A 26,399-nucleotide genomic window follows, 5' to 3' on the forward strand; every position below is an offset into this window, starting at 1 on the left:
TAATGCAGTCACCAAGTTTTAGCAATATTTTTACATTCTAATTACAATGTAGCTCACAAATTATTCGTAAATGAGAGAAGTTAGCATTTGTAGGTAAAGAGGTGCTTCTTTCGTATCATTGGATCCGTTACACTGAGAAATAGATATTTTTTGATCCCTTTTCTGGAGTAAAAATCCTATGTACCAAGATCTTATTCGTGGCGAATTAACTGAAGCGGCAGATACACTCTCTCGTTTTTTACAAGATGATGCGAATATTGAAGCCATTCAAAAAGCAGCTGTATTATTAGCAGACTCATTTAAAGCAGGCGGCAAAGTTTTATCCTGTGGTAATGGGGGATCACACTGTGATGCCATGCATTTTGCAGAAGAATTAACGGGGCGCTATCGTGAAAATAGACCCGGTTATCCTGCTATCGCAATTTCTGATGTGAGCCATATTTCTTGTGTGAGTAACGACTTTGGTTATGAATATGTTTTTTCACGTTATGTGGAAGCGGTAGGTAAAGAGGGTGACGTATTACTGGGGATCTCAACTTCCGGTAATTCAGGCAATATTATTAAAGCCATTAGTGCCGCTCGTGAAAAAGGTATGAAAGTTATTACTCTAACAGGTAAAGATGGCGGAAAAATGGCAGGGAGTGCAGATATTGAAATTCGTGTCCCTCATTTTGGTTATGCCGACCGTATTCAAGAAATCCATATCAAAGTTATTCATATTCTGATCCAGCTGATTGAAAAAGAAATGGAAAAATAACGATATAGTAATATTGCCTTATATGAATAATTAAAGCGTGAGTAAGTAGGAGCGGGCGATGTGTGAATTGTTGGGCATGAGTGCAAATGTACCCACTGATATCAATTTTAGTTTAAGTGGCCTCATTCCTCGTGGTGGTAAAACTGGCCCTCATAAAGACGGCTGGGGTATCACCTTTTATGAAGGATTAGGATGTCGTACATTTAAAGATCCACAAGCTAGTGCCGTTTCACCCGTCGCTCGTTTTGTACAAGAATACCCCATTAAATCACATGCTGTCATTGCGCATATTCGCCAAGCTAATCGAGGTAATGTCAGTTTAGAAAATACGCATCCTTTTACCCGTGAACTGTGGGGTAAAAATTGGACTTATGCTCATAATGGACAACTTAAAGGTTATCAATCACTGGATACAGGGCGTTTTAGAGCGGTAGGACAGACTGATAGTGAAAAAGCCTTTTGCTGGATATTAAATCAGCTTGAAAAGCGTTACCAGAGAACACCATCTAATTGGCCGGCGGTCTTTCGTTTCATTGCTATTTTAGCTGATCAATTGCGACACAAAGGTGTGTTTAATATGTTGTTATCCGATGGCCGGTTTGTTATGGCATATTGTTCAACTAATTTACACTGGATAACCCGTAAAGCTCCTTTTGGTAAGGCCAAATTGCTGGATCAAGATATTGAAATTGATTTTCAGCAACACACTAAAGCGGATGATATTGTGTCGGTAATATCGACATTACCCTTAACAGGTAATGAATCTTGGCAAAAAATCCCTGTTGGTGAGTTTGTTTTATTTGATCGTGGGTTGCGAATTTTGTAACCATTTACTATCGATACTTTTAGCTAAATTTAACGTGGAAATAGCCTCACGATTATTCACCAAATAGCGACCGTTTTTTACACTAATTGCTGGGATCTTTTTGTATTCTTCCACATATTGGTAAGCAGGTGCTAACTGTTGCCAAAAATCCATATTGGCAGAGTATTGGAATTTTTTCATATTTTCGGCTGTCATTTTAAAAGGGAAAATATGAATATTAATGCTCTGTTGGCCATTTTTCAGCGCAAGTTCGGCATATTGGTAGATTTCATCCATCACAGTATCGGTCATTGCATAGCAGCCCACTGATTTACAAGCACCGTGGATCATCAAAAAATCACCGGTATAACCTTGCTCTTGATCGTATTGATTAGGAAATCCTAGGTTAATTGCTCGATAAAACCGACTATTTGGGTTAAGCTGAGTTTGATTAACTTGATAAAAGCCTTCGGGACTTTTTAAATCACCTTGATATTTCTTCGGACCTAATCCTCCCGAATAGCTACAAATGGGATAAGTACGTATTTTCTCTAATTGTCCATCCTGTTTTTCTATATACAGTTCTAGTAAGTTTTCTTCTTTAAATATTTGAATATAGATGGGCTCCCCTGTACTTTTTTTAACAGGTTTGATAAGAAATTTTGAACTATTTTCAGCATTAACAAATAATGAGGTTAATATTATTGTTAAAAATATGATTAATTGTTTTGCGTGACTGGTCATGGTTTTATCAAAAAAAAGGCTTAAAATTTGTTGATAAACTAGATTGTAGATTGCAATGAAGCAATCAATTTGTAAATTTAAATCTACTATGGTTTCTTTTCTATTACAAAATATTCTGTATAAAACTTAATCGTTGGTCGAGAAATGTGATATTTTAATTCGGTTTATGCGAATTGTTAACGTTTCAGTCAAAATAATATTCCCATTTGCTTGAGCTAAATCACTCGAATAGTCAGACAGGCTGAAACTGAGATGATAAAATTCAGATCGGCAGAATAAGAGAAAATAGTAACAATTATCGGAGATAAATAACTTAGGGTATCAAACTACCTTAAGGTGTTTTTATTACAGAGTCGCTACATTTTCGGGGTGAATTTGTAGCTTAGGGTTTAACTGATAAACTTGTGCAAATCTTATGATTAAAATTAAAAAAGGACTCGACCTCCCAATTGCAGGAGCGCCTGCCCAAGTGATAGAAGACGGACCCGCGATTCGACACGTAGCTTTGCTAGGTGAAGAATATGTCGGAATGCGTCCTTCTATGATGGTTTCGGAAGGTGAGCATGTTAAAAAAGGGCAGGTTCTTTTTGAAGATAAAAAGAACCCCGGTGTAATATTCACAAGCCCTGCGTGTGGTAAAGTTGTTGCCATTAACCGCGGTGAGCGCCGTGTACTTCAATCCGTTGTTATTGAAGTTGACGGCGATGAAGAAGTCACTTTCGACAGTTATGATAGCTCATCACTTTCAGAATTGACCCGTGAACAGGTAGAAACAAACCTAGTAAATTCAGGTTTATGGACAGCGTTAAGAACACGTCCATACAGTCGTTCCCCTAAATTAGGAACCACGCCGGTGGCAATTTTTGTCACTGCGATGGATACTAATCCATTAGCGGCAGATCCTACTGTGATCATTGAACAAAACGAGCAGGCTTTTAACGATGGTCTGATTGTTTTAAGTAAATTAACAGAGGGTAAGGTGCATGTTTGTCATGGTGAAAAAGCACCGGCAAAACTCAATGATGGACAAATTAGCTATAACCAATTTGTTGGCCCTCATCCTGCGGGATTAGTGGGTACTCATATCCATTTCTTAGAGCCAGTCAGCGCGAAAAAAATGGTATGGCATCTTAACTACCAAGATGTTATTGCGATAGGGTATCTCTTTACTACAGGCTCTTTATATACCGAGCGTGTTGTTGCATTAGCGGGACCTCAAGTTAAAGCCCCTCGATTATTACGTACCTGTTTAGGTGCTGATCTTTATGAATTAACGAAAGATCAATTAGTCGATGGTGATAATCGTATTATTTCTGGCTCTATTTTATGGGGTTGGAAATCGGACGAAGCGCATCACTATTTAGGCCGTTTTCATAACCAAGTCTCTGTATTACGCGAAGGTCGTGAAAAAGAGTTATTTGGTTGGGGTTATCCAGGTACTAATAAATTCTCCATTACACGTACCACAATTGGTCACTTCTTAAAGAACAAACGTTTTGCATTTACAACCACAATGAATGGTGGTGAACGTTCAATGGTGCCAATTGGTAACTATGAGCGTGTTATGCCATTAGACATTATGGCAACACATTTGTTACGTGATTTGATTGTCGGTGATACTGACAGTGCTCAAGCATTAGGTTGTTTGGAATTGGACGAAGAAGATTTGGGATTATGTACTTATGTTTGTCCAAGCAAATATGAGTATGGCCCAGCACTGCGCCAAGTATTGACCAAAATTGAGCAGGAAGGGTAACTCATGGGGTTGAAAAATTTATTTGAAAAAGTAGAGCACCATTTTGAGTCCGGTGGTAAATACGCCAAGTGGTATGTACTCTATGAAGCGGTCACAACGGTTTTTTATACGCCGGGTACGGTGACACGTAATGGTTCGCATGTACGCGATACCATCGATCTAAAACGTATGATGATCCTTGTTTGGTTATCTGTTTTCCCAGCCATGTTCTGGGGAATGTATAACGTTGGTCAACAAGCGATCCCTGCTCTTAATCAGTTGTATAGTGGTGCTGAGTTACAGCAAGTGATTGCTTCTGATTGGCACTATGCACTTGCACAGTATTTAGGTGCATCATTGACACCAGATGCTGGGTGGGGAAGTAAAATGCTCCTTGGGGCAACTTACTTTTTACCTATCTATCTTGTTGTATTTGCGGTAGGTGGTTTCTGGGAAGTGTTATTTTCCCTTATTCGCGGACATGAAATTAACGAAGGTTTCTTTGTTACTTCTATTCTGTTTGCGTTAATTGTGCCACCCACATTACCATTATGGCAGGCTGCTTTAGGTATCACCTTTGGTGTCGTAATTGCAAAAGAGATTTTTGGTGGAACAGGACGTAACTTCTTAAACCCCGCATTAGCAGGGCGTGCTTTCCTCTTTTTTGCTTATCCGGCACAAATTTCAGGTGATCTTGTTTGGACTGCCGCTGATGGTTTCTCTGGTGCAACCCCTCTCTCTCAATGGTCTGTTTCTGGTCAAAGTGCATTGTTAAATAATGTCACTCAGCAGCCTATTTCTTGGATGGATGCATTCCTTGGAAATATCCCTGGTTCTATTGGTGAAGTCTCAACACTGATGATCCTAATTGGCGGCGCAATCATTTTATTTGCTCGTATCGCATCATGGCGCATTGTTGCCGGTGTGATGGTGGGTATGATTGCAATGTCATATCTGTTTAACTTGATTGGTTCTGACTCTAATCCATTATTCTCAATGCCTTGGCACTGGCACCTCGTATTAGGTGGCTTTGCATTTGGTATGATGTTTATGGCAACCGATCCGGTATCAGCTTCATTCACTGATAAAGGCAAATGGGCTTACGGTATTTTAATTGGCGTAATGGCTGTGCTAATCCGTGTCGTCAATCCGGCTTACCCAGAAGGAATGATGCTAGCAATCTTATTCGCCAACTTATTTGCACCGCTGTTTGACTATGTGGTTGTTCAGGCGAATATTAAGCGGAGAAAAGCTCGTGGCTAAAGAAAAAAACAAAGATAGCGTCGGAAGAACGTTCCTCGTTGTATTTATTCTATGTCTTGTTTGTTCCGTGGTAGTGGCTGGCTCTGCTGTTGGACTTAAATCTAAGCAAGAAGAGCAAAAGCTACTGGATAAACAACGTAATATTCTAGATGTTGCTGGTTTATTGGTGCCTAAGATGAGCGCCAGTGAAGTACTCAAAGTTTACGATACACGCATTAAAGCTAAGATTGTAAACTTCAAAACTGGCGAATTGACAGACAGTAAAGGCGACTTTGATTTAAATAGCGAACTACGTAGCGATGAAACCTCTATCGCACTATCACCTGAAGAAGATATTGCAAAAATTCGTCGTCGTGCCAATACCGCAGAAGTTTACTTTGTTCTTGATGATCAAGGTAAAACCCAAGAAGTGGTACTGCCCGTCTATGGTTCAGGCCTATGGTCGGTCATGTATGCCTTTGTTGCGGTAGATATTGATGGTGTAACAGCGAAGGGGATTACCTATTATTCTCATGGTGAAACGCCGGGGCTAGGTGGAGAAGTTGATAATCCGCAATGGAAGGCACAGTGGAAAGGTAAACGCTTACTGAATGAAGAAGGTGTGCCTGCTATTAAAATCGTACGTGGCGGGGCATCAGATAGTCCTTATGGTATTGATGGCCTTTCAGGTGCAACCTTAACCTCTAACGGCGTTCAACATATGTTCGATTTTTGGTTAGGTGATAAAGGTTTCGGCCCATTCCTGAAAAAAGTTCGTGAAGGAGAGATCAATGGCTGATACAAAAGAGATCAAACGCGTTTTACTCGGGCCGTTGTTAGATAATAACCCGATTGCCTTACAGGTATTAGGGGTCTGTTCTGCATTAGCAGTAACAACCAAGCTTGAGACGGCATTAGTAATGACCATTGCGGTAACATTAGTGACGGCATTCTCAAACTTCTTTATTTCACTGATCCGCAACTATATCCCCAGCAGTGTACGTATTATTGTGCAAATGGCGATCATTGCTTCATTAGTAATCGTGGTAGACCAAGTTTTACAAGCGTACGCTTATGAAATATCTAAACAGCTTTCTGTTTTCGTTGGTCTTATCATTACTAACTGTATCGTGATGGGACGCGCTGAAGCCTATGCGATGAAATCACCACCTATCGAAAGCTTTATGGATGGTATCGGTAATGGCCTAGGATATGGGGTTATCTTGATCCTTGTTGGATTTTTACGTGAGCTATTTGGTTCAGGTAAATTATTTGGCATTACGGTGATGGAATCTATCCAAAACGGCGGTTGGTATCAACCTAATGGCTTATTCCTATTAGCGCCAAGTGCTTTCTTTATTATTGGCTTGCTAATTTGGGGATTACGTACATTAAAACCTGCACAGGTTGAAGAGGACTAATTGCCATGGAACATTATATAAGCTTATTTGTTCGTGCTGTTTTTATTGAAAATATGGCACTGGCGTTCTTCTTAGGGATGTGTACTTTCCTTGCGGTATCTAAAAATGTAAAAACAGCATTTGGATTAGGTATTGCGGTAACCGTTGTTCTGGGGCTTTCTGTACCTTTGAATAACTTGGTTTACAACTATGTACTACGCGCAAATGCATTAATGGAAGGTGTTGATTTAAGTTTCTTAAACTTTATCACTTTCATTGGTGTGATTGCGGCTCTGGTACAGATCCTCGAGATGATTTTAGATCGCTACTTCCCTTCGCTATATAACGCATTGGGGATCTTCTTGCCACTGATCACTGTTAACTGCGCTATTTTTGGTGGTGTGTCCTTTATGGCACAACGTGACTATAACTTTAGTGAATCTATTGTATATGGTTTCGGCTCTGGAATTGGCTGGATGTTAGCTATCGTATTACTGGCTTCTATTCGCGAAAAAATGAAATACGCGGATGTACCGTCAGGTATGAAGGGATTAGGAGTTACTTTTGTCACCACAGGGTTGATGGCATTAGGTTTCATGTCCTTCTCTGGTGTTCAGCTATAAAGGGTGAGAAGAACTCATGGATATAATTATTCTAGGTGTTGCGATGTTTACCCTGATTGTTTTGGTGCTAACTGCATTGATTTTGTTTGCAAAATCAAAGTTAGTCAATACAGGGGATATTGAAGTTGAGGTGAATGGAGATCCTGAAAAAAGTTTCCATGCGCCAGCCGGTGATAAATTACTCAACGTATTATCAAACGAAGGTATTTTTATCTCATCTGCATGTGGTGGTGGTGGCTCTTGTGGTCAATGCCGCGTAAAAGTACTTGAAGGTGGTGGAGATATTCTTCCTACTGAGCTTTCTCATATTAATAAGCGTGAAGCTAAAGAAGGTTGCCGTTTAGCTTGTCAGGTTAATGTTAAAAATAATCTGAAATTAGAGCTACCCGAAGAGATCTTCGGGATTAAAAAATGGGAATGTGAAGTTATCTCAAATGATAACAAAGCCACGTTTATTAAAGAGTTGGTATTAAAAATTCCTGAAGGTGAAGTGGTACCTTTCCGTGCTGGGGGCTTTATTCAGATTGAATGTCCTCCTCACACAGTGCGCTATGAAGATTTTGATGTTCCTGAAGAGTATCGTGAAGATTGGGATAAATTTAATTTATTCCGCTATGTTTCTGAAGTTAAAGAGACCACAGTGCGTGCATACTCCATGGCGAACTACCCTGAAGAGCATGGCATTATCATGTTAAACGTGCGTATTGCGACACCGCCACCACGTAATCCTGATGTGCCACCGGGAATTATGTCATCTTATATTTGGTCATTAAAACCGGGTGATAAAGTGACAATTTCAGGGCCGTTTGGTGAATTCTTCGCGAAAGAAACTGATGCGGAAATGATCTTCATTGGTGGTGGTGCTGGTATGGCACCGATGCGTTCACATATTTTTGATCAGCTAAAACGCTTACATTCTAAACGTAAAATTAGCTTCTGGTATGGTGCTCGTTCTGTGCGTGAAATGTTCTATACAGAAGATTTTGATATGCTGGCTAAAGAGAATGAAAACTTTACTTGGCATGTTGCGCTGTCAGATGCATTACCGGAAGATAATTGGACGGGTTACACCGGCTTTATTCACAATGTGCTCTATGAAAACTACCTTAAAGATCATCCAGCACCAGAAGATTGTGAATTCTATATGTGTGGACCACCAGTGATGAATGCTGCGGTGATCAAAATGCTTAAAGATTTAGGCGTAGAAGATGAAAATATTATGCTGGATGACTTTGGTGGTTGATTTTTCTCATAAAGTAGATAAAGCATAACAGTATGAAATGACAAGCGCCCACTAATGTGGGCGCTCATGATCAGAAGAGAGATATATGTTAAAAAGAAAGATGATGCATGGGATCTTGATGCTATGTGCACTGGTTTTCTTATCAGCCTGTGGTGAAAAACAGCAGGTGTTAGAAGGCGAAACGATGGGAACTTACTATTCAATTAAATATGTTCCTAGTAGTGATTCACCTTCACAAAGCGTCTTACAAACAGAAATCGATCGTATTCTTGAAGAAGTGAACGATCAAATGTCAACGTATCGTCCTCAATCTGAATTAAGTCGTTTCAATCAAAGTCGTGAAATTAATACGCCATTCCCAGTTTCACCCGCTACTGCTAAAGTCGTTAGTGAAGCGATACGTATTAATAAAATTACGGATGGGGCTTTAGATGTTACTGTTGGGCCTTTAGTCAATTTATGGGGATTTGGCCCAGAAGGACGTTTTACTCATCAACCTTCAGCCGATGAACTAGCTAAACGTAAAAAATGGACGGGAATTGATTACCTTGCAGTGGAAGGTAATACATTAATTAAAAAAATACCTGAGCTTTATGTTGATCTCTCTTCTATTGCTAAAGGTTACGGTGTTGATGCTGTTGCCGAATATTTGATTTCTCAAAATATTACCAACTATATGGTTGATATTGGTGGTGAGGTGAGAACACAAGGTGTTAATGGTAATGATAAACCTTGGCGCATTGCGATTGAAAAACCTGCTAATGATGGCACAACACAGAGTGTACAATTAATTATTGAACCGGGTGATAATTCGATTGCGACATCGGGGGATTATCGTAACTATTTTGAAGAAGATGGCGTTCGTTTTTCTCATACGATTGATCCTACAACAGGTCGCCCAATCAAACATAACCTTGCTTCTATTACCGTAATTGTACCTACTTGTATGAGTGCTGATGGTTTATCAACAGGGTTAAATGTTCTGGGGCCTGAAAAGGGCTTAGAGGTAGCAAATAAATTAAATATTCCTGTTTTTATGATAGTTAAAACTGAAAATGGGTTTGAAGAGCGTTATAGTAAGGCATTCGCCCCATTCTTGAAAAAGTAGAATTTAAGGAGAGAAGGTTATGTTAAAAATATTTCTTTTTGCCTTCATCTTGTTCTTACTGGCATTCTTTGGAATGGCTTTAGGATATATTGTTAAACGTAAAAGTATTCAGGGCAGTTGTGGTGGTTTAGGCTCCATTGGTATTGAGAAAGAGTGTGATTGTCCTGAACCTTGTGATGCTCGTAAAAAAAGAATGGTGAAAGAAGCTGCTCGCCAAGAGCTATTGCAGAAAAACCGCATCTTATAATTTGGTTATCGATGCATTTTTTTGCTAACGATGGATTTATCAAGTAATAGCTAAAATAAAAGAGTGACGTATATTTTATACGCCACTCTTTTTTGTTTAGAAAAATCGCTTTCAGATAAGGATATTAAGCTTTTTAATAGCGTGATTAAGTCGCTGCTACTTCCAAGGATAAGGGTTACTGCCTTCCCACTCTAATACTTCTTTTTTCGCTTCATCATAAGAATAGCCATAATGCTCTTGGAGTTTCCCTATCAGTTGCTCTCTGGTTCCTTCAATAATATCCAGTTCATCATGGGTGAGTTTTCCCCATTTTTCTTTCACTTTTCCTTTAAATAAATTCCAGTCACCAGAAGCTTTATTATTTAACATCTTATTCCACCTAACTTATTTCTGTTTATTGACACTATTAAGTGTAGAAGAGAAATGTATTAAGGTAAAAAAGCGCCAATGTCGCAACGATGTTTACTCTTTTCTGAATGCTTTTATTTTAGCTGGAGAATCAACCATAACTGCATCAGCACCTAATTCTACTGCTTGCAAATAATCTTTCTCAGTATTGATACCGAATAAAACGATATGCGCATTACCCCCCGCACGAAAACAAGACATCGCATCTTTGTCCCAACTTAATACAGCCGCTGAACGAGCTTCACCTAAGGTATATTTTTCAACCACCTCAACTTTTCTGTGCAGTTCAAGGCCATACCAACGTGTGATATCAAGATTTTCTGGCAGTAAACAGATATGCCCCATAGTAATATTGGCTAAGATATCGCGGGTAACATCACGACTTTCAAAGCGTTGTACGTTATCAGGTAACGCATCTAAAAAAGCACTATTGGTAGAATAAACACGCGTTCTCTCTAACGCATTATGTTTGCTTAATACCGAAGCTAATGCTTTGCCTTGTATAACGGGATCGGCATCAGGTGATTTTAAGTCAATATAGAATTGTGTTTTAGGAAATTGAGTCAGAATATACTCCAATGTCGGGATAGTAACTCCTTTATTGCGATATGGAAATTGTTGTGCTTCCCCATATTTATATCCTGCATCCCATTGCGCCAATTCTTTGGCAGTAAAGGTTGAAATTGCCCCTTGCCCATTAGTGAGGCTTTTTAGATCATTTGGGCGATAAAGAACAGGGACATTATCTTTAGACAGTTGAACGGTTATCCAAATTGCATCAGCTTGATTGCTTAGTGCTGTTTTGATAGCAATTTCGGTATTTTCAGGTGCATCCGCTGTGCCACCTCTGTGTGCAATAATTTTAGGAGAAGCCATAACAAATACTGAGTAAAAGAGGAATGAAATTGTAATAAATATTTTGATCATATAACTCTATTTCCTTGTTTTATATTTTATTTTCAAATAATTACGATAAAAATAAAAAGAGCAGAATAAGTTAAAAGTAATCTATCATTACTGTGTGACATTTCTATAAACAAACGTACTTAATTAAAATAATAATCACTAATATCACTTAAAATAGGTATAGATCAGGGAATAAAAATTGTAGTTAATGGTTATTTACTGTATATTTAAACAGTAAATAGCGTGAGGTGATTGTATGCGGAAAATTATTCATGTCGATATGGATTGTTTCTATGCTGCGATTGAAATGAGAGATAACCCTACATTAAAAGAGATCCCTATTGCAGTCGGTGGTAATGCTTCTCGTCGAGGTGTTATCTGTACTGCTAATTATCCTGCTCGCCGTTTTGGTGTCCGTAGTGCCATGTCAACGGCTACGGCATTAAAATTATGCCCTCATTTAAAAGTATTGCCCGGTCGCATGGCATTATATAAAGAGACTTCAGCTAAAATTCGTCAAATATTTGCCCGTTATACAGATTTAATAGAGCCGCTTTCATTAGATGAAGCTTATCTTGATGTCTCTGATAGCAAACACTGTCACGGCTCTGCCACATTGATAGCGCAACAGATCCGCCAGCAAATTTTTGCTGAACTTAACCTCACGGCTTCCGCCGGTATTGCGCCGATTAAGTTTCTCGCCAAAATAGCATCTGATTTAAATAAACCGAATGGACAATATGTGATCACCCCTGAACAGATGGATGACTTTATTTTAAAATTACCATTAAATAAAATTCCGGGAGTAGGAAAAGTCACCTTTGCTCGATTACAAGAGATGGGATTAGAAACCTGTGCTGATGTTCGTGGTACGGATGTTATTTCCTTAGTGAGAAATCTAGGTAAATTTGGGCAAAGCTTATGGGAGCGTAGCCATGGTATTGATGAGCGATTAATCAATCCTGAACGTTTAAGAAAATCTGTTGGTGTTGAGCGCACACTGGCTGAAGATATTGATTCATGGGATGAGTGTTTAGCATTGCTTGATGGATTATATGATGAATTAGAAAAACGATTAAGCCGAGTGAAACCTGATCTTAGAATTGCGAGACAAGGGGTTAAATTAAAATTTGATGATTTTCAGTTAACCACCCAAGAGCATTCTCATCCTATTTTAGAAAAAACGGATTTAATTGATATTGCTTATCAGGCATGGCATGAACGTCGAAATGGCAGGGGAGTAAGATTAGTCGGTTTTCATGTCACGTTGCAAGATCCACAAATGGAACGACAACTTCTTTTAGCATTATAAGTATTAAAAAACCATAGCGAGCATCAAGGCGCACTATGGTTAATGTATTTAAATATACTTTTTAATTAATAGATGATCACCAGCGGTAATTTATCGTTGCTGTCATGGTTCTGCCAATGCCATAAAAACAGGCAGTTTCACCAGCACAAGAGGCAACATAGTGTTTGTTGGCAATATTATTCATATTTAGTTGAACTTCAGCCCCTTTTAAAGAGGAGGATAATTCGCCTAAAGAATAACCTACCATGGCATCATACAAAGTGACTGCAGGTACACTAATCGTATTTTTAGTATCGCCTTGAGATACACCGATATATCTCACACCAAAGCCCGCTTTAGCACCATTAAATAGCCCTGATGTTTCATCATACTGCCCCCAAAATGATGCCATATGTTTAGGAACCCGTGGTAATTCTTTTCCTTGTGTACCTGCGGTGATGGTTTTTCTCACTTCAGTATCGGTATAAGCATAGCTACTAATAAATGATATATTTTCAGTTAATTGGCTATTAATTTGCGCTTCAATACCACGGCTTCTAATTTCACCTACTGGCTCAAAATAGGCTTTTTCAGCGTTATAGTTAGTCACATTACGTTGTTGTAATTGGTAAATGGAGAGTGTTGCTAATGTCTGTTCATTTGGGGTGAGGTATTTTATTCCTGCTTCTAATTGACGTCCTTCACTTGGCTCAAATGGTGCACTATCCGGAGCTCTTCGTGTCTGTAAATTAGGTTCAAAAGAGGTGCTATAACTAATATAAGGTGAAATACCATTATCAAAGGCATAGAGTAGACCCACTCGACCGGTTAGCTTCTGATCGTCTTGTTGGTCTTTGCTGTTTTTGATGTGATCATAGGTACGAACTTGCGCCCAATCTTGGCGTAATCCCCCTAATAAGATCCAGTTTTTCCATTGGATCTGATCTTGCAAATAGATCCCTAACTGGTCGTGTTTTTGTAATTGATTTGTCACGGGTTTTTGTAAACTGATATCAATAGGATAATGATAATTAGGATTTCGCCAATCCAGATCATATTCTGGGCCCATCGCTTGCAATAAATTGTCTTTATTTTTACTCCATTGATAATCAATACCTATAATTACTGTATGCGCTAATTTTTCAGTATCAAAATCAGCTTGTAGTCGAGTATCAATACCAAATGTATCTGTTTCTCGTTTTTCTTGTTGAGCTCGGCGTTCAAGAATATAAGGGTTATCTTTTCTTAATGAACCAAAAACAAGATATTTATATTTTTGTTTGATATGGCTATAACGGGCATTTTGGATCAATTTTAATCTATCATTAAATTCATGCTCAAATTCATAACCAACGCCATATTGTTGACGCCATGATTGGTGATAATCAGCATTATTTACATTGAAATCAAATGGAATGGTGCCTTCGGGTGTTTTTTTGACCGTACCATAAGCTGGCAAAAAATTACGGTATCCCGCTTCGGGCTCTTGTTGAATAAAACTTAATAACGTTAAACGTGTCTGCTCATTTGGCAAAAAAGTGATGGCAGGGGCAAGGGCAAATCGTTCTTCTTTATAGTCTTTAATTTGAGTATGTTGTGTTTTTGCTAATCCATTAAGGCGATAGAGAATACGATTATCATCACTTAATGAGCCTGCAAAATCAAAAGCTGTCTCTGCTAATTTATCATTTCCTACACGTGCTTGAATATGATTAATGGTTGTTGAAGTGGGTCTTTTGCTGGTCATTGCCACAAGACCACCTGGATTTAATTGACCATATAGAACAGAAGACGGGCCACGGATCAGCTCAACTCTCTCTAATAGCCAAGGGTCAATAGCTCCTGTAGAAGATGAGGCTCCCATACCATAACTAAGTCCATCAAGAAAACGGGGGGCATAGCTATATCCACGAATAAAGATTTCATCATTTCGGTTTGAACTGCCGCGATATTCAGTGAAAACGCCAGGTGTATACCGCAATGCTTGAGAGACAGAACTGACATCTTGCGCATCCATCTGGTCACGTGTAATGACACTGATTGATTGTGGTGTCTTATCTATATCACTAAGTATTTTATTTGTTGATAGTGTTTTTGTTGCCACTAAACCTGAAATTGGTCCTTGCGGATCTTGTGAGGGAGATGCGGTAACAATGATTTTATCAGGTAAATTTTGTGTCATTGCGGCATGAATTTGTAACGATAACAGACTGAAGGGGAGAGTAAGTAATAGGTTGGTAGCAATAATTTTTTTAGACACTGTTGATCCCTTTAAATTTTTAATTTTTCTTTACCTAAAATGCGGTAATGGTGAAAATACCATTATGTAAATATTAATACTAATGATAATTATTATTATTCTATAAATTATTCTTATTAGTATTAATTTTTTATTACAAAATAGTATAAGAATTGGCTTTTATAAGGTGGGTTGGGAATAAGTTATAGGGAGATAAAATAACAAAAAACCCGCCTATTAAGCGGGTTTGATAACTGTTTTTAAGTAGAATTATTTAGCCGGGATCGCTTTTAAAATAGCTGTCAGTAACTGCCAGTATTGGCCTACACTCTTAATGTGTACTCGCTCATCCGGTGAGTGTGCACCGCGAATAGTTGGCCCAATAGAGACCATATCCATATCTGGATAAGGTTTTTTAAATAGACCGCACTCAAGACCTGCATGGATCACCATAATATTTGGCACTTTATCAAATAGTTGTTGATAAGTGTCGCGTACTAAGTGCATAACCGGTGAATCCGCATCAGGTTTCCAGCCAGGATAACCACCTTTGGTTTCGATATCTGCTTGAGCAAGTTTGGCTAATGCTGTCAGCATGCTAACAACATAAGTTTTACCGCTATCAATCAGAGAGCGAATTAAACATAGGATTTCTACTTTATCGTCAACAATACTCACTACACCGACGTTTAATGAGGTTTCAACCACACCTTCCACATCATCACTCATGCGAATAACACCATTTGGCATAGCATTAAGTAAATTGATGGTGCGAGATTGACAATCAGCAGTAAATACTGGTTTTTCGGTGCTAGTATCTGTTAATTCGATAGCTAGATTTTTTTCAGCAATGGCTAATTCACTTTTTAATAGCGCTTCAAATTCTGTGGTAATGCTATTTAATTGAGTCGCTTTATCCGCAGGAATAGCAAAAATAATATGCGCTTCACGAGGGATAGCATTACGCAGTGTACCACCATGGAAATCAATTAATTTTAGTGCTAATTCATCCGCATGTTCAGCAAGGAAACGCGCTAATAATTTGTTTGCATTACCTAAACCTAAATGAATATCACCACCTGAGTGGCCACCATTTAGGCCTTTTAGTACCAGTTTTTTGACGATATGGTTTGCAGGAATAGCTTCATAAGTGAGGTCTACCGTGGTTTTAACATCAATACCACCGGCACAACCCATATAGATTTCGCCTTCTTCTTCTGAGTCTGTATTAATCAGAATATCCGCTTGTAACCAACCAGGCTGTAGTCCAAAAGCACCATCCATTCCAGTTTCTTCTGTCATGGTTAACAATACTTCTAAGGGGCCATGTTTAACAGTATCGTCAGCTAATACAGCAAGTGCAGAAGCCATACCAACACCATTATCTGCACCTAATGTGGTGCCTTTCGCTTTTACCCATTCACCATCAATATAAGGTTGGATAGGATCTTTGGTAAAGTCGTGTTCGGTATCGTTATTTTTTTGTGGCACCATATCTAAGTGCGCTTGTAAAACGACTGTTTTACGATCTTCCATACCTTTGGTGGCAGGTTTACGGATTAAAATATTTCCTACCGCATCGCGCTCAACAGATAAACCTTTTTCTGTCGCCCAAGCCATAATGTGGGACGCTAAGGCTTCTTCATGGTATGAAGGGTGTGGAATTGAACAAATTTTTGCAAAAATATCCCATAATGGTTGTGGGGATAGAGTAGATAGTTCAGACACGATGGATCTCCTCTAACAGCATCTGTGTTATGAATAGCCTACCGCTTTCTTAAGGGTTAGCTTTATTATTCTGAGCGTTATTCGCCAAATATAATTGAGAATATCACTTTCTTTTGATGAATGCGTCATTCTCTTACGTATCTATCTAATAATTTGGATTTCTGTGTTGGTGTTCGCTTTTTTATTGCGTATTTTTTAGACAAAAAAAATACATATCAGGAAAAATGAGGATTATCTCGACCATTTTTATGTTTTCTCTGGTTTTTGAACGCCCAAATCACTATAATCTCGCGCAACCTTTTTTTCCGCAAAAAAGCTTCTCTCGAATTTCAAGTAGCTAGGATCACAATATTATGAGCGAAAAATATGTTGTAACGTGGGATATGTTGCAAATACATGCCCGTCAATTGGCACAACGTTTGTTACCAGTCGAACAATGGACAGGCATTATTGCCGTCAGTCGTGGTGGATTAGTTCCTGCCGCATTACTTGCTCGTGAATTGGGTATCCGCCATGTGGATACTGTCTGTATTTCTAGCTATGATCATGACCATCAACGTGACCTCAAAATCTTAAAAAAAGCAGAAGGTGATGGTGAAGGTTTTATCGTTGTTGACGATTTAGTTGATACAGGTGGCACCGCAAAAGTTATCCGTGAAATGTATCCGAAAGCACATTTTGTCACTATCTTTGCTAAGCCAGAAGGGCGTCCGTTAGTTGATGATTTTGTGGTTGATATTCCACAAAACACCTGGATTGAACAACCTTGGGATATGGGCGTTATGTTTGTTCCCCCTGTTTGTGATAAAAAATAATTTATCTTAATCAGTTAATCCAAATATATTGATAAAATCCTCGTTTATTGAACTGACCCCAGTTCCTATGCGAGGATTTTTTATATCGGCTTTATTTTTGATGATCTTACGCTTTTCCTATCTCTTCGTGCTGATGTTGATCTGCTATTCCACTGTAGAAGTGAAATCCATGTTATGATATGAGCAGAATTTTGAGCCTCATTATACGATACACACTGATTTGAAGAGTGATATGGCAAATAATACAAATCTTTCTGAAACGTTATTTAAACCTCGTGCTAAACATGCGGAAACCTCAACGTTAATACAGTACACACACCCTAAATCTAATATTGATTCGTACTCTGTACTTAATGGGATGAGCCAGCAAAATTGGTATCGCACAATTCAACGTCTACAGTGGATCTGGCGAGGTATTTCCCCCATAGAGATCGAAGAAGTATTAAGTCGCATTGCTATTTTTGATGCGCCACGCAGTGATGATAAATTTATTGATACAGTTGTTGGTTATCGACGTGGCAACTGGTCATTTGAATGGTCTCATCAAGCAATGATTTGGCAACAAAAAGCGTTACGAGAGACCTCAGAGGAAGCAGCCGCTGATTGTTGGTTACGGGCGGCAAACCTTTATAGCATTGCTGCTTATCCATTTATTAATGGCGATTTTCTTGCTGATCAAGCTGTAGTATTGGCGATGAAAGCTTTTGAAAATGCCATGAAATTCTCTTCATTTGAAGTAAAAAAACTGACATTTAAATTAACAGGTAAAGGAACTACCAGTGGATTTTTACATCTACCTAAAGGGTGTAAAGGGCCTTACCCAACAGTCATTTTTTGTGGTGGATTAGATAGTTTACAAAGTGATTATGTTAACTTTTTTAGGCGCTACTTATCACCAAAAGGTATCGCGATGTTAACCGTAGATATGCCATCTATCGGTTATTCTGTTAAGCAGAAACTCAGCGAAAATACCTGTCAATTGCATGGCGATATTTTACAGCAGTTGGGAGATATTCCATGGATTGATCACACTCGAGTGGGCGTAATGGGATTTCGGTTTGGTGCCAATATTGCGGTGCGTTTAGCCTATCTTTATCCAAAATTGATTAAAGGTGTTGTGGCATTAGGGCCATTAATTCATGCCTTTTTTACTCAAGCGGAATTACAGAAGAAAATCCCCATTATGTATCTTGATGTACTGGCGAGCCGCTTAGGATTATTAAATATAGATGAAAACAATCTCAGACTATCGTTAAGTAGTTATTCACTGAAAAACCAAGGGTTGATTGGTCGTCGTATGCCAGTGCCGATGATGAGTGTTTATTGGAAAGGGGATGAAATTAGTCCTAAAGAGGATTCGCAGCTCATTGCTCGCTCTTCTATGGATGGCGATATAGTAGAAATAAAAGAAAAACCACTTTATAAAGGGCTTGAACAGGCATTAACCAAAAGCGCAGATTGGATCTATGCTAAATTAATATAAATAATTTCAAACAATAACTTGCTAATTATAATAGATTATATAACAGTAGAGGTGATAAGGAGACTGAATTTATGACTTCATCTTTGCACCCTACCCGAGGTAAGTTATTAAAGCGTTTTGCTCAAATAGGACCTTATATCCGTGAGCAACAATGCCAAGAAAGCCAGTTTTTTTTTGATTGTTTAGCTGTTTGTGTAAATAAGAAAGTCACACCAGAAAAACGAGAGTTTTGGGGCTGGTGGATGGAACTTGAACGTAATGGTGAACAGTTAATTTATTATTACCAAGTTGGCCTATTCGATAAAAATGGCGATTGGGTTAATCAAGTAATAAGTAAAAAAGATGTGATTGAATCAATACATGAAACACTTATTCGTTTTCATGATTTTCTACAAGTGGCGGTAAGTGAATTAGAGATGACGCTAGTTCCAGATGAAAAAATGAGCAATTTTCCTCTTCCCCTTAAGCCCTAATTTTGTGTTAGGGCAACTTTTCATAGATTTTGCGTTATGTCAGTTGGCATAACGCTTCTCTCCTGATAAAACAGTGTATGATCTTTTAAATCAACAAAAAATGGTAAATGTTATGAGTAGCAGCCAAACGCTGGTTGTTAAATTAGGGACAAGTGTACTGACTGGTGGTTCACGACGTCTGGATCAGTCTCATATTGTAGAGCTGGTTCGCCAATGTGCAAAACAACACGAAAAAGGGCACCGGATAATTATTGTCACGTCGGGAGCAATAGCGGCAGGGCGTGAATATTTAAACTACCCCGATTTGCCCGCAACAATAGCATCTAAACAACTGTTAGCCGCTGTGGGGCAAAGTGCTTTAATTCAGGTATGGAAACAGCTATTTGCTATTTATGGTATTCATATTGGGCAAATGTTATTAACTCGCGCGGATATAGAAGATAGAGAACGTTTTTTGAATGCGCGTGATACACTGCATGCATTATTAGATAACAAGATTATTCCTGTTATCAATGAAAACGATGCCGTTGCTACTGCAGAAATAAAAGTAGGGGATAACGACAATCTTTCGGCATTAGCTGCCATTTTAGGTGGCGCTGATAAACTCCTGTTACTTACTGATATCGAAGGTCTATATACGGCCGATCCTCGTAGCAATCCGGATGCGAAGCTTATTCCAGAAGTTTTTGATATCAACGATGAATTACGTCAAATGGCCGGTGATAGTGTCTCTGGTTTAGGTACTGGAGGTATGGCAACTAAGTTACAAGCGGCCACTGTTGCAGGGCGTGCTGGTATTGACGTTGTTATTGCCGCCGGTGTTAAGCCTGATGTTATCAGTAAAGTTATTGATAATGAACCTGTCGGAACACTCTTTCATGGTTTAAAAAGCCCCCTTGAAACGCGTAAACGATGGATTTTTGGTGCTCCAGTCGCAGGGGTTATCATTGTTGATAATGGGGCTGAAAAGGCGATTAAAGAGCAGGGGAGTTCTCTTTTACCTAAAGGTATTAAAGAAATTAAAGGTGACTTTTCTCGAGGGTGTGTTATCCGCATTCAAAGTTTGCAAGGAAAAGATCTTGCTCATGGTGTCGCGCATTATAATAGTGATGCGCTACGCTTAATTGCGGGGCACCATTCGCAAGAGATTAGTCAAATTTTAGGTTATGAGTATGGCAGTGTTGCGGTTCACCGTGATGATATGATTGTGAGCTAGGGAGTATAAATATGTTAGAACAAATGGGAAAAGCGGCGCGAGAAGCTTCTTGGCACTTAGCTCAGCTATCAACCGAACAAAAAAATCAGGCACTGTTAGTCATCGCTGATTTATTAGAACAGCAAGAAGCCATTATTCTTGCTGCTAATGAAAAAGATATGGTGGCGGCACGAGAGTCTAATATTAATGCTGCAATGCTTGATCGTTTATTACTCACATCAGAACGTTTAAAAGCGATCGCTGATGATGTTCGCCAAGTTTGTCATCTAGAAGATCCTGTAGGTCAAGTGATAGATGGTCGTTTGTTAGACAGTGGTTTACGTTTAGAGCGCCGCCGAGTTCCTTTAGGGGTTGTTGGCGTTATTTACGAAGCTCGTCCTAATGTGACTATAGATGTAGCATCTTTATGCCTAAAAACAGGGAATGCGGCTATTCTCCGTGGCGGAAAAGAGACTCACCATACTAACCAAGCCGTTGTCGCGGTGATCCAGCAAGCACTAGAAACATGTGCTATTCCTGCGGCTGCTATTCAAGCTATCGATAAGCCAGATCGCGAATTAGTCGCAAAAATGCTAAAAATGGATGAGTATATTGATATGCTTATTCCTCGAGGTGGTGCAGGATTACATAAGTTATGTCGTGAACAATCCACTATTCCTGTGATCACGGGGGGGATTGGTGTTTGTCACACCTTTGTTGACGAAAGTGCTGATTTAGACCAAGCATTAAATGTTATTATTAATGCTAAAGTACAGCGTCCAAGCGCATGTAATTCGTTAGAAACGCTATTGGTACATGAAGCTATTGCGGAGAGTTTCTTGCCTCAATTAAGTGATGCGATGGCAGCACAAAAGGTTACTTTGCATGCCAGTCAACGCGCTATAACTGCATTGAAAAAGGGACGTGCGACGGTCGTCGATGTGACGGAAGCAGATTATTGTGATGAATGGTTATCACTGGATCTGAATGTTGAAGTCGTTAATGATTTAACAGCGGCAATTGCTCATATTCGCCAATATGGTACCGCGCACTCAGATGCTATTTTAACGCAATCTATCAGTCATGCTGATCGCTTTGTACGCCAAGTTGATTCTGCTGCGGTATATGTGAATGCTAGTACACGTTTTACAGATGGTGGACAGTTTGGCTTAGGTGCTGAAGTAGCGGTGAGTACACAAAAGCTACATGCACGAGGCCCTATGGGATTAGATGCTCTAACCACCTATAAATGGATTGGTTACGGCGACAATACATTACGTCGCTAATAATCCCTTAAATAGCTAAGCCATACTTTCATAAAGTGTGGCTTTATTTTTTTGTATTGTGAGGTATGATACTTAATACTTTACACATTGTAAATTTTAGATTACACCCATTTAGCAGGTTAACACAGCGGAGAGAGTGCATTTATGGAAAGTACAATTTACCTTATAGGACCTAGAGGTGCAGGAAAAACAACAGTAGGTAAAGCGCTTTCTCTATCTTTAGATTATCAATTTATTGATACAGATAATTGGATAACAGATAAATATCAACAAACTATTTCTTCTATGGTTGAAGCGGAAGGTTGGGATGTATTTCGCCAACTTGAATCAGATGCGCTTATTCAAGTTAGCCAACCTAACCAAGTTATTTCAACGGGGGGAGGGATAGTGTTGGCAGAAAAAAATCGTGTTTATATGAAAAATTCAGGTGTAATTGTTTATTTACAAGCTTCACTTGAAACTTTAGTTGAGCGTTTATCTCAAGATCCTAATGAGGCACAAAGACCTAGCTTGACAGGAAAAACATTAGTTTCAGAAATACATGATGTTTTAATTAAGCGTGAGCCTTTATATATGCAATGCGCAGATATTATTGTTGATGCTGGATTATCTATTAATGATATTATTGAGGTCATTCTCGCAAAACTCGCTAAATAATTAGGAAGTTGTCCTATATAAAGACGAAAACAAAAGACAACTATTTTATTTTCATCATATCCTATTTATAGTAAGGCTAATTATAGCAAAATGAGATATGGATATGATGTTGATAGCGTTTTTTAAAACACTATTTAAATTCTTATTTCGAGTAAGAATTGAAGGACTAATTAATCAGTTTTCACAATATGAAAAATGCATTATTACGCCAAATCATACATCGTTTATTGATGGTATATTATTGCGTTTATTTTTACCGATTAACCCTGTCTTTGCTGTTTACACCTCAGTGGCTAATGCCAAACATACCAAATGGCTCAGTCATTATGCGGATATTGTTCCTTTAGATCCCGCTAATCCAATGGCGGTTCGCCAATTAGTTAAAGAAGTCGATAAAGGCCGTCCTGTTGTTATTTTCCCTGAAGGGAGAATTACGGTAACTATTGGTTTGATGAAGATTTATGAAGGTGCTGCGTTTATTGCTGCTAAATCAGGGGCAAAAGTTATCCCTGTTAGAATAGAAGGTGCTGAATTTAGCTACTTTTCTCGAGTGCGTAAAACGTTAAATATAAAAGCAAAACTCTTTCCTAAAATCACAATAAAAGTGCTACCTGCGGTTGATTTACCTATGCCTACAGCGGAAAAATCAGCAGAGCGCCGTCGCTTATCGGGAGAAAAGCTCCGTGATATTATGATGGATGCTATTATGCAAGCACGTCCTAATATCACGCTCTATGAGGCATTTTTACAAGGAATGTCTCAGTTTGGTCGTTTCAGTCCTCTTATTTCAGATATTAATATGAAAGAGGATAGTTATCAGGGCCTATTGAAAAAAATATTAGGTGTTAGTCGTATTATTGAACGCTATACCGAACCTAATGAACGAATTGGCCTTTTACTTCCTAATACTACCGTTACGGTTGCGGCTTTATTTGGGGCGACAATGCGCCAAAGGGTTGTGGCGATGCTTAACTATACTGCGGGTAGCTTAGGTGTACAAAATGCCATGAAAGCGGCATCCATTAAAACGATTTTTACCTCACGCCAATTTTTAGAGAAAGGAAATTTATTACATATTCCAGAACAGACTCCGGATGCAAACTGGGTTTATCTTGAAGATCTCAAAGATAGCATTACTAGAGAAGATAAACGCTGGATTGCACAGCACTTACTCACTCCTCATAAAGCGATGTTAGCGCAAAAATCGACGGACGCAGCAGTTATCTTATTTACTTCTGGATCTGAAGGCACACCGAAAGGTGTCGTTCATAGCCACTCCAGTTTATTGGCGAATGTAGAGCAAATTCGCGCTATTGCTGACTTTTCACCCAGAGATAAATTTATGGCTGCATTACCGTTATTCCATGCTTTTGGTTTAACGGTAAGTGTATTAGCACCTATCTGCTTAGGAGCACGAGTATTCCTCTACCCAAGCCCACTACATTATCGTGTAGTACCTGAATTAGTGTATGACCAAAATTGTACAGTATTATTTGGTACTTCAACTTTCTTAGGCAATTATGGCAAATTTGCTCATCCTTATGATTTTGCTCGACTAAGATATGTGGTTGCAGGGGCGGAAAAACTGTCCGAATCGACACGAGTATTATGGCAGGATAAATTTGGTATTCGTATTTTAGAAGGTTATGGGGTCACTGAATGTGCTCCTGTTGTCTCCATTAATGTACCAATGAGTGCTAAGCCATATACCGTGGGGCGTTTATTACCAGGCATGGAAGGGCGTTTAATTCCTATAAGTGGTATTACGGATGGTGGAAGATTACAACTGCGTGGCCCTAATATCATGCTTGGCTATTTGCGCGTTGAGTCCCCTTATAAATTAGAACAGCCTACAGCAATAAATGCCGAAGGCATTGAAGAAGCAGGTTGGTATGATACGGGAGATATCGTTGCTATTGATAGCGAAGGTTTTTGCACTATTAAAGGGCGTGTAAAACGTTTTGCAAAAATAGCAGGAGAAATGGTTTCTCTTGAAAGTGTAGAGCAATTAGCAGCTAAAGCCTCGGAAGGCAACCATGCTGTGGTGGCGGTAAATGATCCACGTCGAGGTGAGTCATTAGTGCTTTTTACCACCGATAAGCAACTTGATCGCAGTATGTTATCGGCATTAGCTAAATCCACTGGTGTGGCAGAAATTGCGGTACCAAAAGATATTCGTTTTCTCAAAGAAATTCCTGTTTTAGGAAGTGGCAAAACGGATTTTGTCTCGTTAAAGCAACTCGCTGAACAGGAAAATAATTAATGTCAGAGAATATAAGTCAGCCCCCATTACTGAGTAAGGGTATGAAAGCAGTATTATTATCACAGTTTCTTTCTGCATTTGCGGATAATGCTTTGTTATTTGCCATACTCGCTCAATTTAAATCAGCACTTTATCCAGAATGGAGCCAGCCTATTTTACAAATGGTGTTTGTGCTGGCTTATATTCTCTTAGCTCCTTTTGTTGGACAAGTTGCCGATCGCCAGCCTAAAGGTAGGGTGATGCTTACTGGTAATGCGTTAAAATTTGCCGGTGCTTTTCTTATTTGTATTGGAACCGATCCATTCTTAGGTTACGCCTTAGTGGGGATCGGCGCTGCCATTTATTCGCCTGCTAAATATGGTATTTTAGGTGAGTTAACCGATGGCGAGCGTTTAGTCAAAGCAAATGGCTTAATGGAAGCATCAACTATTGCGGCAATTTTATTAGGCTCTGTGATTGGTGGGCTTCTTTCCGATTGGAGCATTATCTTAGCATTAGCTGTCTGTGCGACAATGTATGCTTTGGCTGTATTGGTTAACTTTAGCATTCCCAAGTTATCACCTGCTCAAATAGGCCGGGGCTGGAATATTAAAAAAATATTCAATCAATTCTTAGCTGCTTGTGGCTCTTTATGGCGAGATAAAGAGAGCCGTTTTTCTCTGGTAGGAACAAGTATGTTTTGGGGGGCTGGCGTCACATTGCGTTTTCTATTAGTGCAATGGGTGCCTATAGCTTTGGGAATGACTGATAATACAACACCAACAATATTAAATGCGATGGTGGCGATTGGTATCGTGATTGGCGCTGGTTTAGCCGCTAAGTTTGTCACATTAAAAACGGTCCGTCGTTGTATGCCTGCCGGGGTTTTAATTGGCTTAGGTGTTGTTTACTTCTCATTACAAACCACCATTATTCCAGCCTATTTTATCTTAGTTGTTATTGGCATTTTTGGTGGCTTCTTTGTTGTACCATTAAATGCTTTGCTACAAGATAAAGGAAAGCATAGTGTGGGAGCGGGGAATGCCATTGCTGTACAAAATTTAGGTGAGAATACCGCAATGTTACTGATGCTAGGTTTGTTCTCGCTAGTCACCAGTATGGGTATTTCCGTTATTACAATTGGTATTGGCTTTGGTGCTATCTTTGCGCTAGCAATTGGTGGATTATGGTTGTGGGATTGCACCAGAAAGAGAGCTGAATAACGTTAATTGAGAGTCGAGGTGAAACAACCTTTATGATAAATAATGATGAAATGACCCATCTGAGCATTGAAGTCGGTCAGGCACTGCTAGAGCGAAAAAAAACGTTAACTACTGCAGAATCATGTACTGGAGGATGGATTGCAAAAGTCATTACTGATATAGCAGGTAGCTCAGATTATTATCATCGAGGTTTTGTGACTTACAGTAATCAAGCTAAACATGACATGATTGGTGTTGATGAGCAAACATTGTCTGATTTTGGTGCCGTGAGTGAACAAGTTGTCTGTGAGATGGCAAAAGGGGCACTGCTAACAGCAAATGCAGACTATGCTGTATCGGTTAGTGGTATTGCAGGTCCCGGCGGCGGTAGTGAAGAGAAGCCCGTTGGTTTAGTTTGGTTTGGCTTTGCAATAAAAACCCCAGAGGGGCTTCGAGTGGTTGCTAAACACTGTATTTTTAGTGGATCACGAGAGGAGGTGAGAGCCAAATCTGTGATTTTCTCTTTAAAATCAATTCTTAAAGAAATTATTAATAATTAACTTGATACTG

The 26,399-nt window shown here is 39.1% G+C and carries 25 protein-coding genes; 20 read left to right on the top strand and 5 right to left on the bottom strand.

The features are described from left to right. The first annotated feature begins 178 nt into the window (after positions 1-178). Together lpcA and HMPREF3129_RS17675 are read left to right on the top strand one after the other, a co-directional pair. Complete coding sequence (gene lpcA / locus HMPREF3129_RS17670) at positions 179-757, top strand: D-sedoheptulose 7-phosphate isomerase (protein WP_004244807.1); 579 nt, start codon at positions 179-181, stop codon at positions 755-757. Positions 758-815: 58 nt separating this feature from the next. Further along, the gene (locus HMPREF3129_RS17675) at positions 816-1,583 is read left to right on the top strand and encodes a class II glutamine amidotransferase (protein WP_036919909.1); all 768 of its coding nucleotides are present in this window, start codon (positions 816-818) and stop codon (positions 1,581-1,583) included. Here HMPREF3129_RS17675 and HMPREF3129_RS17680 read toward each other — a convergent pair. Further along, positions 1,554-2,306 carry a L,D-transpeptidase family protein gene (locus HMPREF3129_RS17680; protein ID WP_036919910.1) on the bottom strand — a complete coding sequence of 251 codons (753 nt, stop codon included), beginning with the start codon at positions 2,304-2,306 and terminating at the stop codon, positions 1,554-1,556. The genes HMPREF3129_RS17675 and HMPREF3129_RS17680 overlap by 30 nt on opposite strands. A gap of 415 nt (positions 2,307-2,721) precedes the next feature. On the opposite strand from HMPREF3129_RS17680, the gene HMPREF3129_RS17685 reads away from it, so the two are divergent. The 8 genes from HMPREF3129_RS17685 to nqrM all read left to right on the top strand — a co-directional run bounded on the left by HMPREF3129_RS17685 (position 2,722) and on the right by nqrM (position 9,904). After that, the gene (locus HMPREF3129_RS17685; RefSeq protein WP_004247390.1) at positions 2,722-4,062 is read left to right on the top strand and encodes a Na(+)-translocating NADH-quinone reductase subunit A; all 1,341 of its coding nucleotides are present in this window, start codon (positions 2,722-2,724) and stop codon (positions 4,060-4,062) included. Between the two features lie 3 nt (positions 4,063-4,065). Continuing rightward, on the top strand, positions 4,066-5,304 hold the full coding sequence (locus tag HMPREF3129_RS17690; protein ID WP_036919911.1) for an NADH:ubiquinone reductase (Na(+)-transporting) subunit B: 1,239 nt from the start codon (positions 4,066-4,068) through the stop codon (positions 5,302-5,304). After that, on the top strand, positions 5,297-6,082 hold the full coding sequence (locus HMPREF3129_RS17695; protein ID WP_004244802.1) for a Na(+)-translocating NADH-quinone reductase subunit C: 786 nt from the start codon (positions 5,297-5,299) through the stop codon (positions 6,080-6,082). The genes HMPREF3129_RS17690 and HMPREF3129_RS17695 overlap by 8 nt, the downstream gene beginning before the upstream one ends. Continuing rightward, positions 6,075-6,704 (top strand): NADH:ubiquinone reductase (Na(+)-transporting) subunit D, encoded by a 630-nt coding sequence (locus HMPREF3129_RS17700; RefSeq protein ID WP_004244801.1) that lies wholly within the window; start codon positions 6,075-6,077, stop codon positions 6,702-6,704. Before HMPREF3129_RS17695 ends, HMPREF3129_RS17700 begins: the two co-directional genes overlap by 8 nt. Positions 6,705-6,709: 5 nt before the next feature. Beyond that, complete coding sequence (nqrE, locus tag HMPREF3129_RS17705) at positions 6,710-7,306, top strand: NADH:ubiquinone reductase (Na(+)-transporting) subunit E (protein ID WP_004244800.1); 597 nt, start codon at positions 6,710-6,712, stop codon at positions 7,304-7,306. 16 nt (positions 7,307-7,322) lie between these two features. After that, positions 7,323-8,549 (top strand): NADH:ubiquinone reductase (Na(+)-transporting) subunit F, encoded by a 1,227-nt coding sequence (gene nqrF / locus HMPREF3129_RS17710; protein ID WP_004244799.1) that lies wholly within the window; start codon positions 7,323-7,325, stop codon positions 8,547-8,549. Positions 8,550-8,634: 85 nt separating this feature from the next. Continuing rightward, a complete protein-coding gene (locus HMPREF3129_RS17715) occupies positions 8,635-9,657 on the top strand; it encodes an FAD:protein FMN transferase (RefSeq protein WP_004244798.1) in 1,023 nt (340 codons plus the stop codon). A 19-nt stretch (positions 9,658-9,676) separates the two neighbouring features. Then, complete coding sequence (gene nqrM, locus HMPREF3129_RS17720) at positions 9,677-9,904, top strand: (Na+)-NQR maturation NqrM (RefSeq protein ID WP_036919912.1); 228 nt, start codon at positions 9,677-9,679, stop codon at positions 9,902-9,904. A gap of 156 nt (positions 9,905-10,060) precedes the next feature. On the opposite strand, the gene HMPREF3129_RS17725 is transcribed toward nqrM, so the two are convergent. Then, the gene (locus HMPREF3129_RS17725; protein WP_004244796.1) at positions 10,061-10,273 is read right to left on the bottom strand and encodes a CsbD family protein; all 213 of its coding nucleotides are present in this window, start codon (positions 10,271-10,273) and stop codon (positions 10,061-10,063) included. 93 nt (positions 10,274-10,366) lie between these two features. Beyond that, entirely contained in the window at positions 10,367-11,239 is an 873-nt protein-coding gene (locus tag HMPREF3129_RS17730; protein WP_036919913.1) for a glycerophosphodiester phosphodiesterase family protein, read from the bottom strand. A 235-nt stretch (positions 11,240-11,474) separates the two neighbouring features. On the opposite strand from HMPREF3129_RS17730, the gene dinB reads away from it, so the two are divergent. Then, complete coding sequence (gene dinB / locus HMPREF3129_RS17735) at positions 11,475-12,530, top strand: DNA polymerase IV (protein ID WP_004244794.1); 1,056 nt, start codon at positions 11,475-11,477, stop codon at positions 12,528-12,530. Positions 12,531-12,606: 76 nt separating this feature from the next. Here dinB and HMPREF3129_RS17740 read toward each other — a convergent pair whose 3' ends face one another. Further along, entirely contained in the window at positions 12,607-14,769 is a 2,163-nt protein-coding gene (locus HMPREF3129_RS17740) for a TonB-dependent siderophore receptor (protein ID WP_036919914.1), read from the bottom strand. A gap of 249 nt (positions 14,770-15,018) precedes the next feature. Next, on the bottom strand, positions 15,019-16,476 hold the full coding sequence (locus tag HMPREF3129_RS17745; RefSeq protein ID WP_004252266.1) for an aminoacyl-histidine dipeptidase: 1,458 nt from the start codon (positions 16,474-16,476) through the stop codon (positions 15,019-15,021). 353 nt (positions 16,477-16,829) lie between these two features. Here HMPREF3129_RS17745 and gpt point away from each other — a divergent pair, with 353 nt between their 5' ends. From gpt to pncC, 9 genes are all read left to right on the top strand, one after another. Beyond that, complete coding sequence (gene gpt / locus HMPREF3129_RS17750) at positions 16,830-17,291, top strand: xanthine phosphoribosyltransferase (RefSeq protein ID WP_004244790.1); 462 nt, start codon at positions 16,830-16,832, stop codon at positions 17,289-17,291. 232 nt (positions 17,292-17,523) lie between these two features. Further along, positions 17,524-18,774, top strand: coding sequence for an esterase FrsA (frsA, locus tag HMPREF3129_RS17755; RefSeq protein WP_004247395.1), 1,251 nt, complete (start codon positions 17,524-17,526; stop codon positions 18,772-18,774). A 71-nt stretch (positions 18,775-18,845) separates the two neighbouring features. Further along, positions 18,846-19,247 carry a sigma factor-binding protein Crl gene (crl, locus tag HMPREF3129_RS17760; RefSeq protein WP_004244788.1) on the top strand — a complete coding sequence of 134 codons (402 nt, stop codon included), beginning with the start codon at positions 18,846-18,848 and terminating at the stop codon, positions 19,245-19,247. Between the two features lie 112 nt (positions 19,248-19,359). Then, entirely contained in the window at positions 19,360-20,463 is a 1,104-nt protein-coding gene (proB, locus tag HMPREF3129_RS17765; RefSeq protein WP_004247396.1) for a glutamate 5-kinase, read from the top strand. A gap of 11 nt (positions 20,464-20,474) precedes the next feature. Further along, on the top strand, positions 20,475-21,728 hold the full coding sequence (gene proA / locus HMPREF3129_RS17770) for a glutamate-5-semialdehyde dehydrogenase (protein ID WP_004244786.1): 1,254 nt from the start codon (positions 20,475-20,477) through the stop codon (positions 21,726-21,728). Positions 21,729-21,872: 144 nt separating this feature from the next. Then, on the top strand, positions 21,873-22,385 hold the full coding sequence (aroL, locus tag HMPREF3129_RS17775; protein WP_004244785.1) for a shikimate kinase AroL: 513 nt from the start codon (positions 21,873-21,875) through the stop codon (positions 22,383-22,385). Between the two features lie 103 nt (positions 22,386-22,488). After that, a complete protein-coding gene (gene aas, locus HMPREF3129_RS17780) occupies positions 22,489-24,648 on the top strand; it encodes a bifunctional acyl-ACP--phospholipid O-acyltransferase/long-chain-fatty-acid--ACP ligase (RefSeq protein ID WP_080749544.1) in 2,160 nt (719 codons plus the stop codon). Beyond that, a complete protein-coding gene (lplT, locus tag HMPREF3129_RS17785) occupies positions 24,648-25,850 on the top strand; it encodes a lysophospholipid transporter LplT (RefSeq protein WP_004252263.1) in 1,203 nt (400 codons plus the stop codon). The genes aas and lplT overlap by 1 nt, the downstream gene beginning before the upstream one ends. 32 nt (positions 25,851-25,882) lie before the next feature. Then, positions 25,883-26,389: a nicotinamide-nucleotide amidase gene (pncC, locus tag HMPREF3129_RS17790; protein WP_004244782.1), complete on the top strand. Its 507-nt coding sequence runs from the start codon at positions 25,883-25,885 to the stop codon at positions 26,387-26,389. Positions 26,390-26,399: the final 10 nt, after the last annotated feature.

The organism is Proteus sp. HMSC14B05 (genome assembly GCF_001808035.1).
In the GTDB taxonomy this organism is placed as follows: domain Bacteria; phylum Pseudomonadota; class Gammaproteobacteria; order Enterobacterales; family Enterobacteriaceae; genus Proteus; species Proteus mirabilis.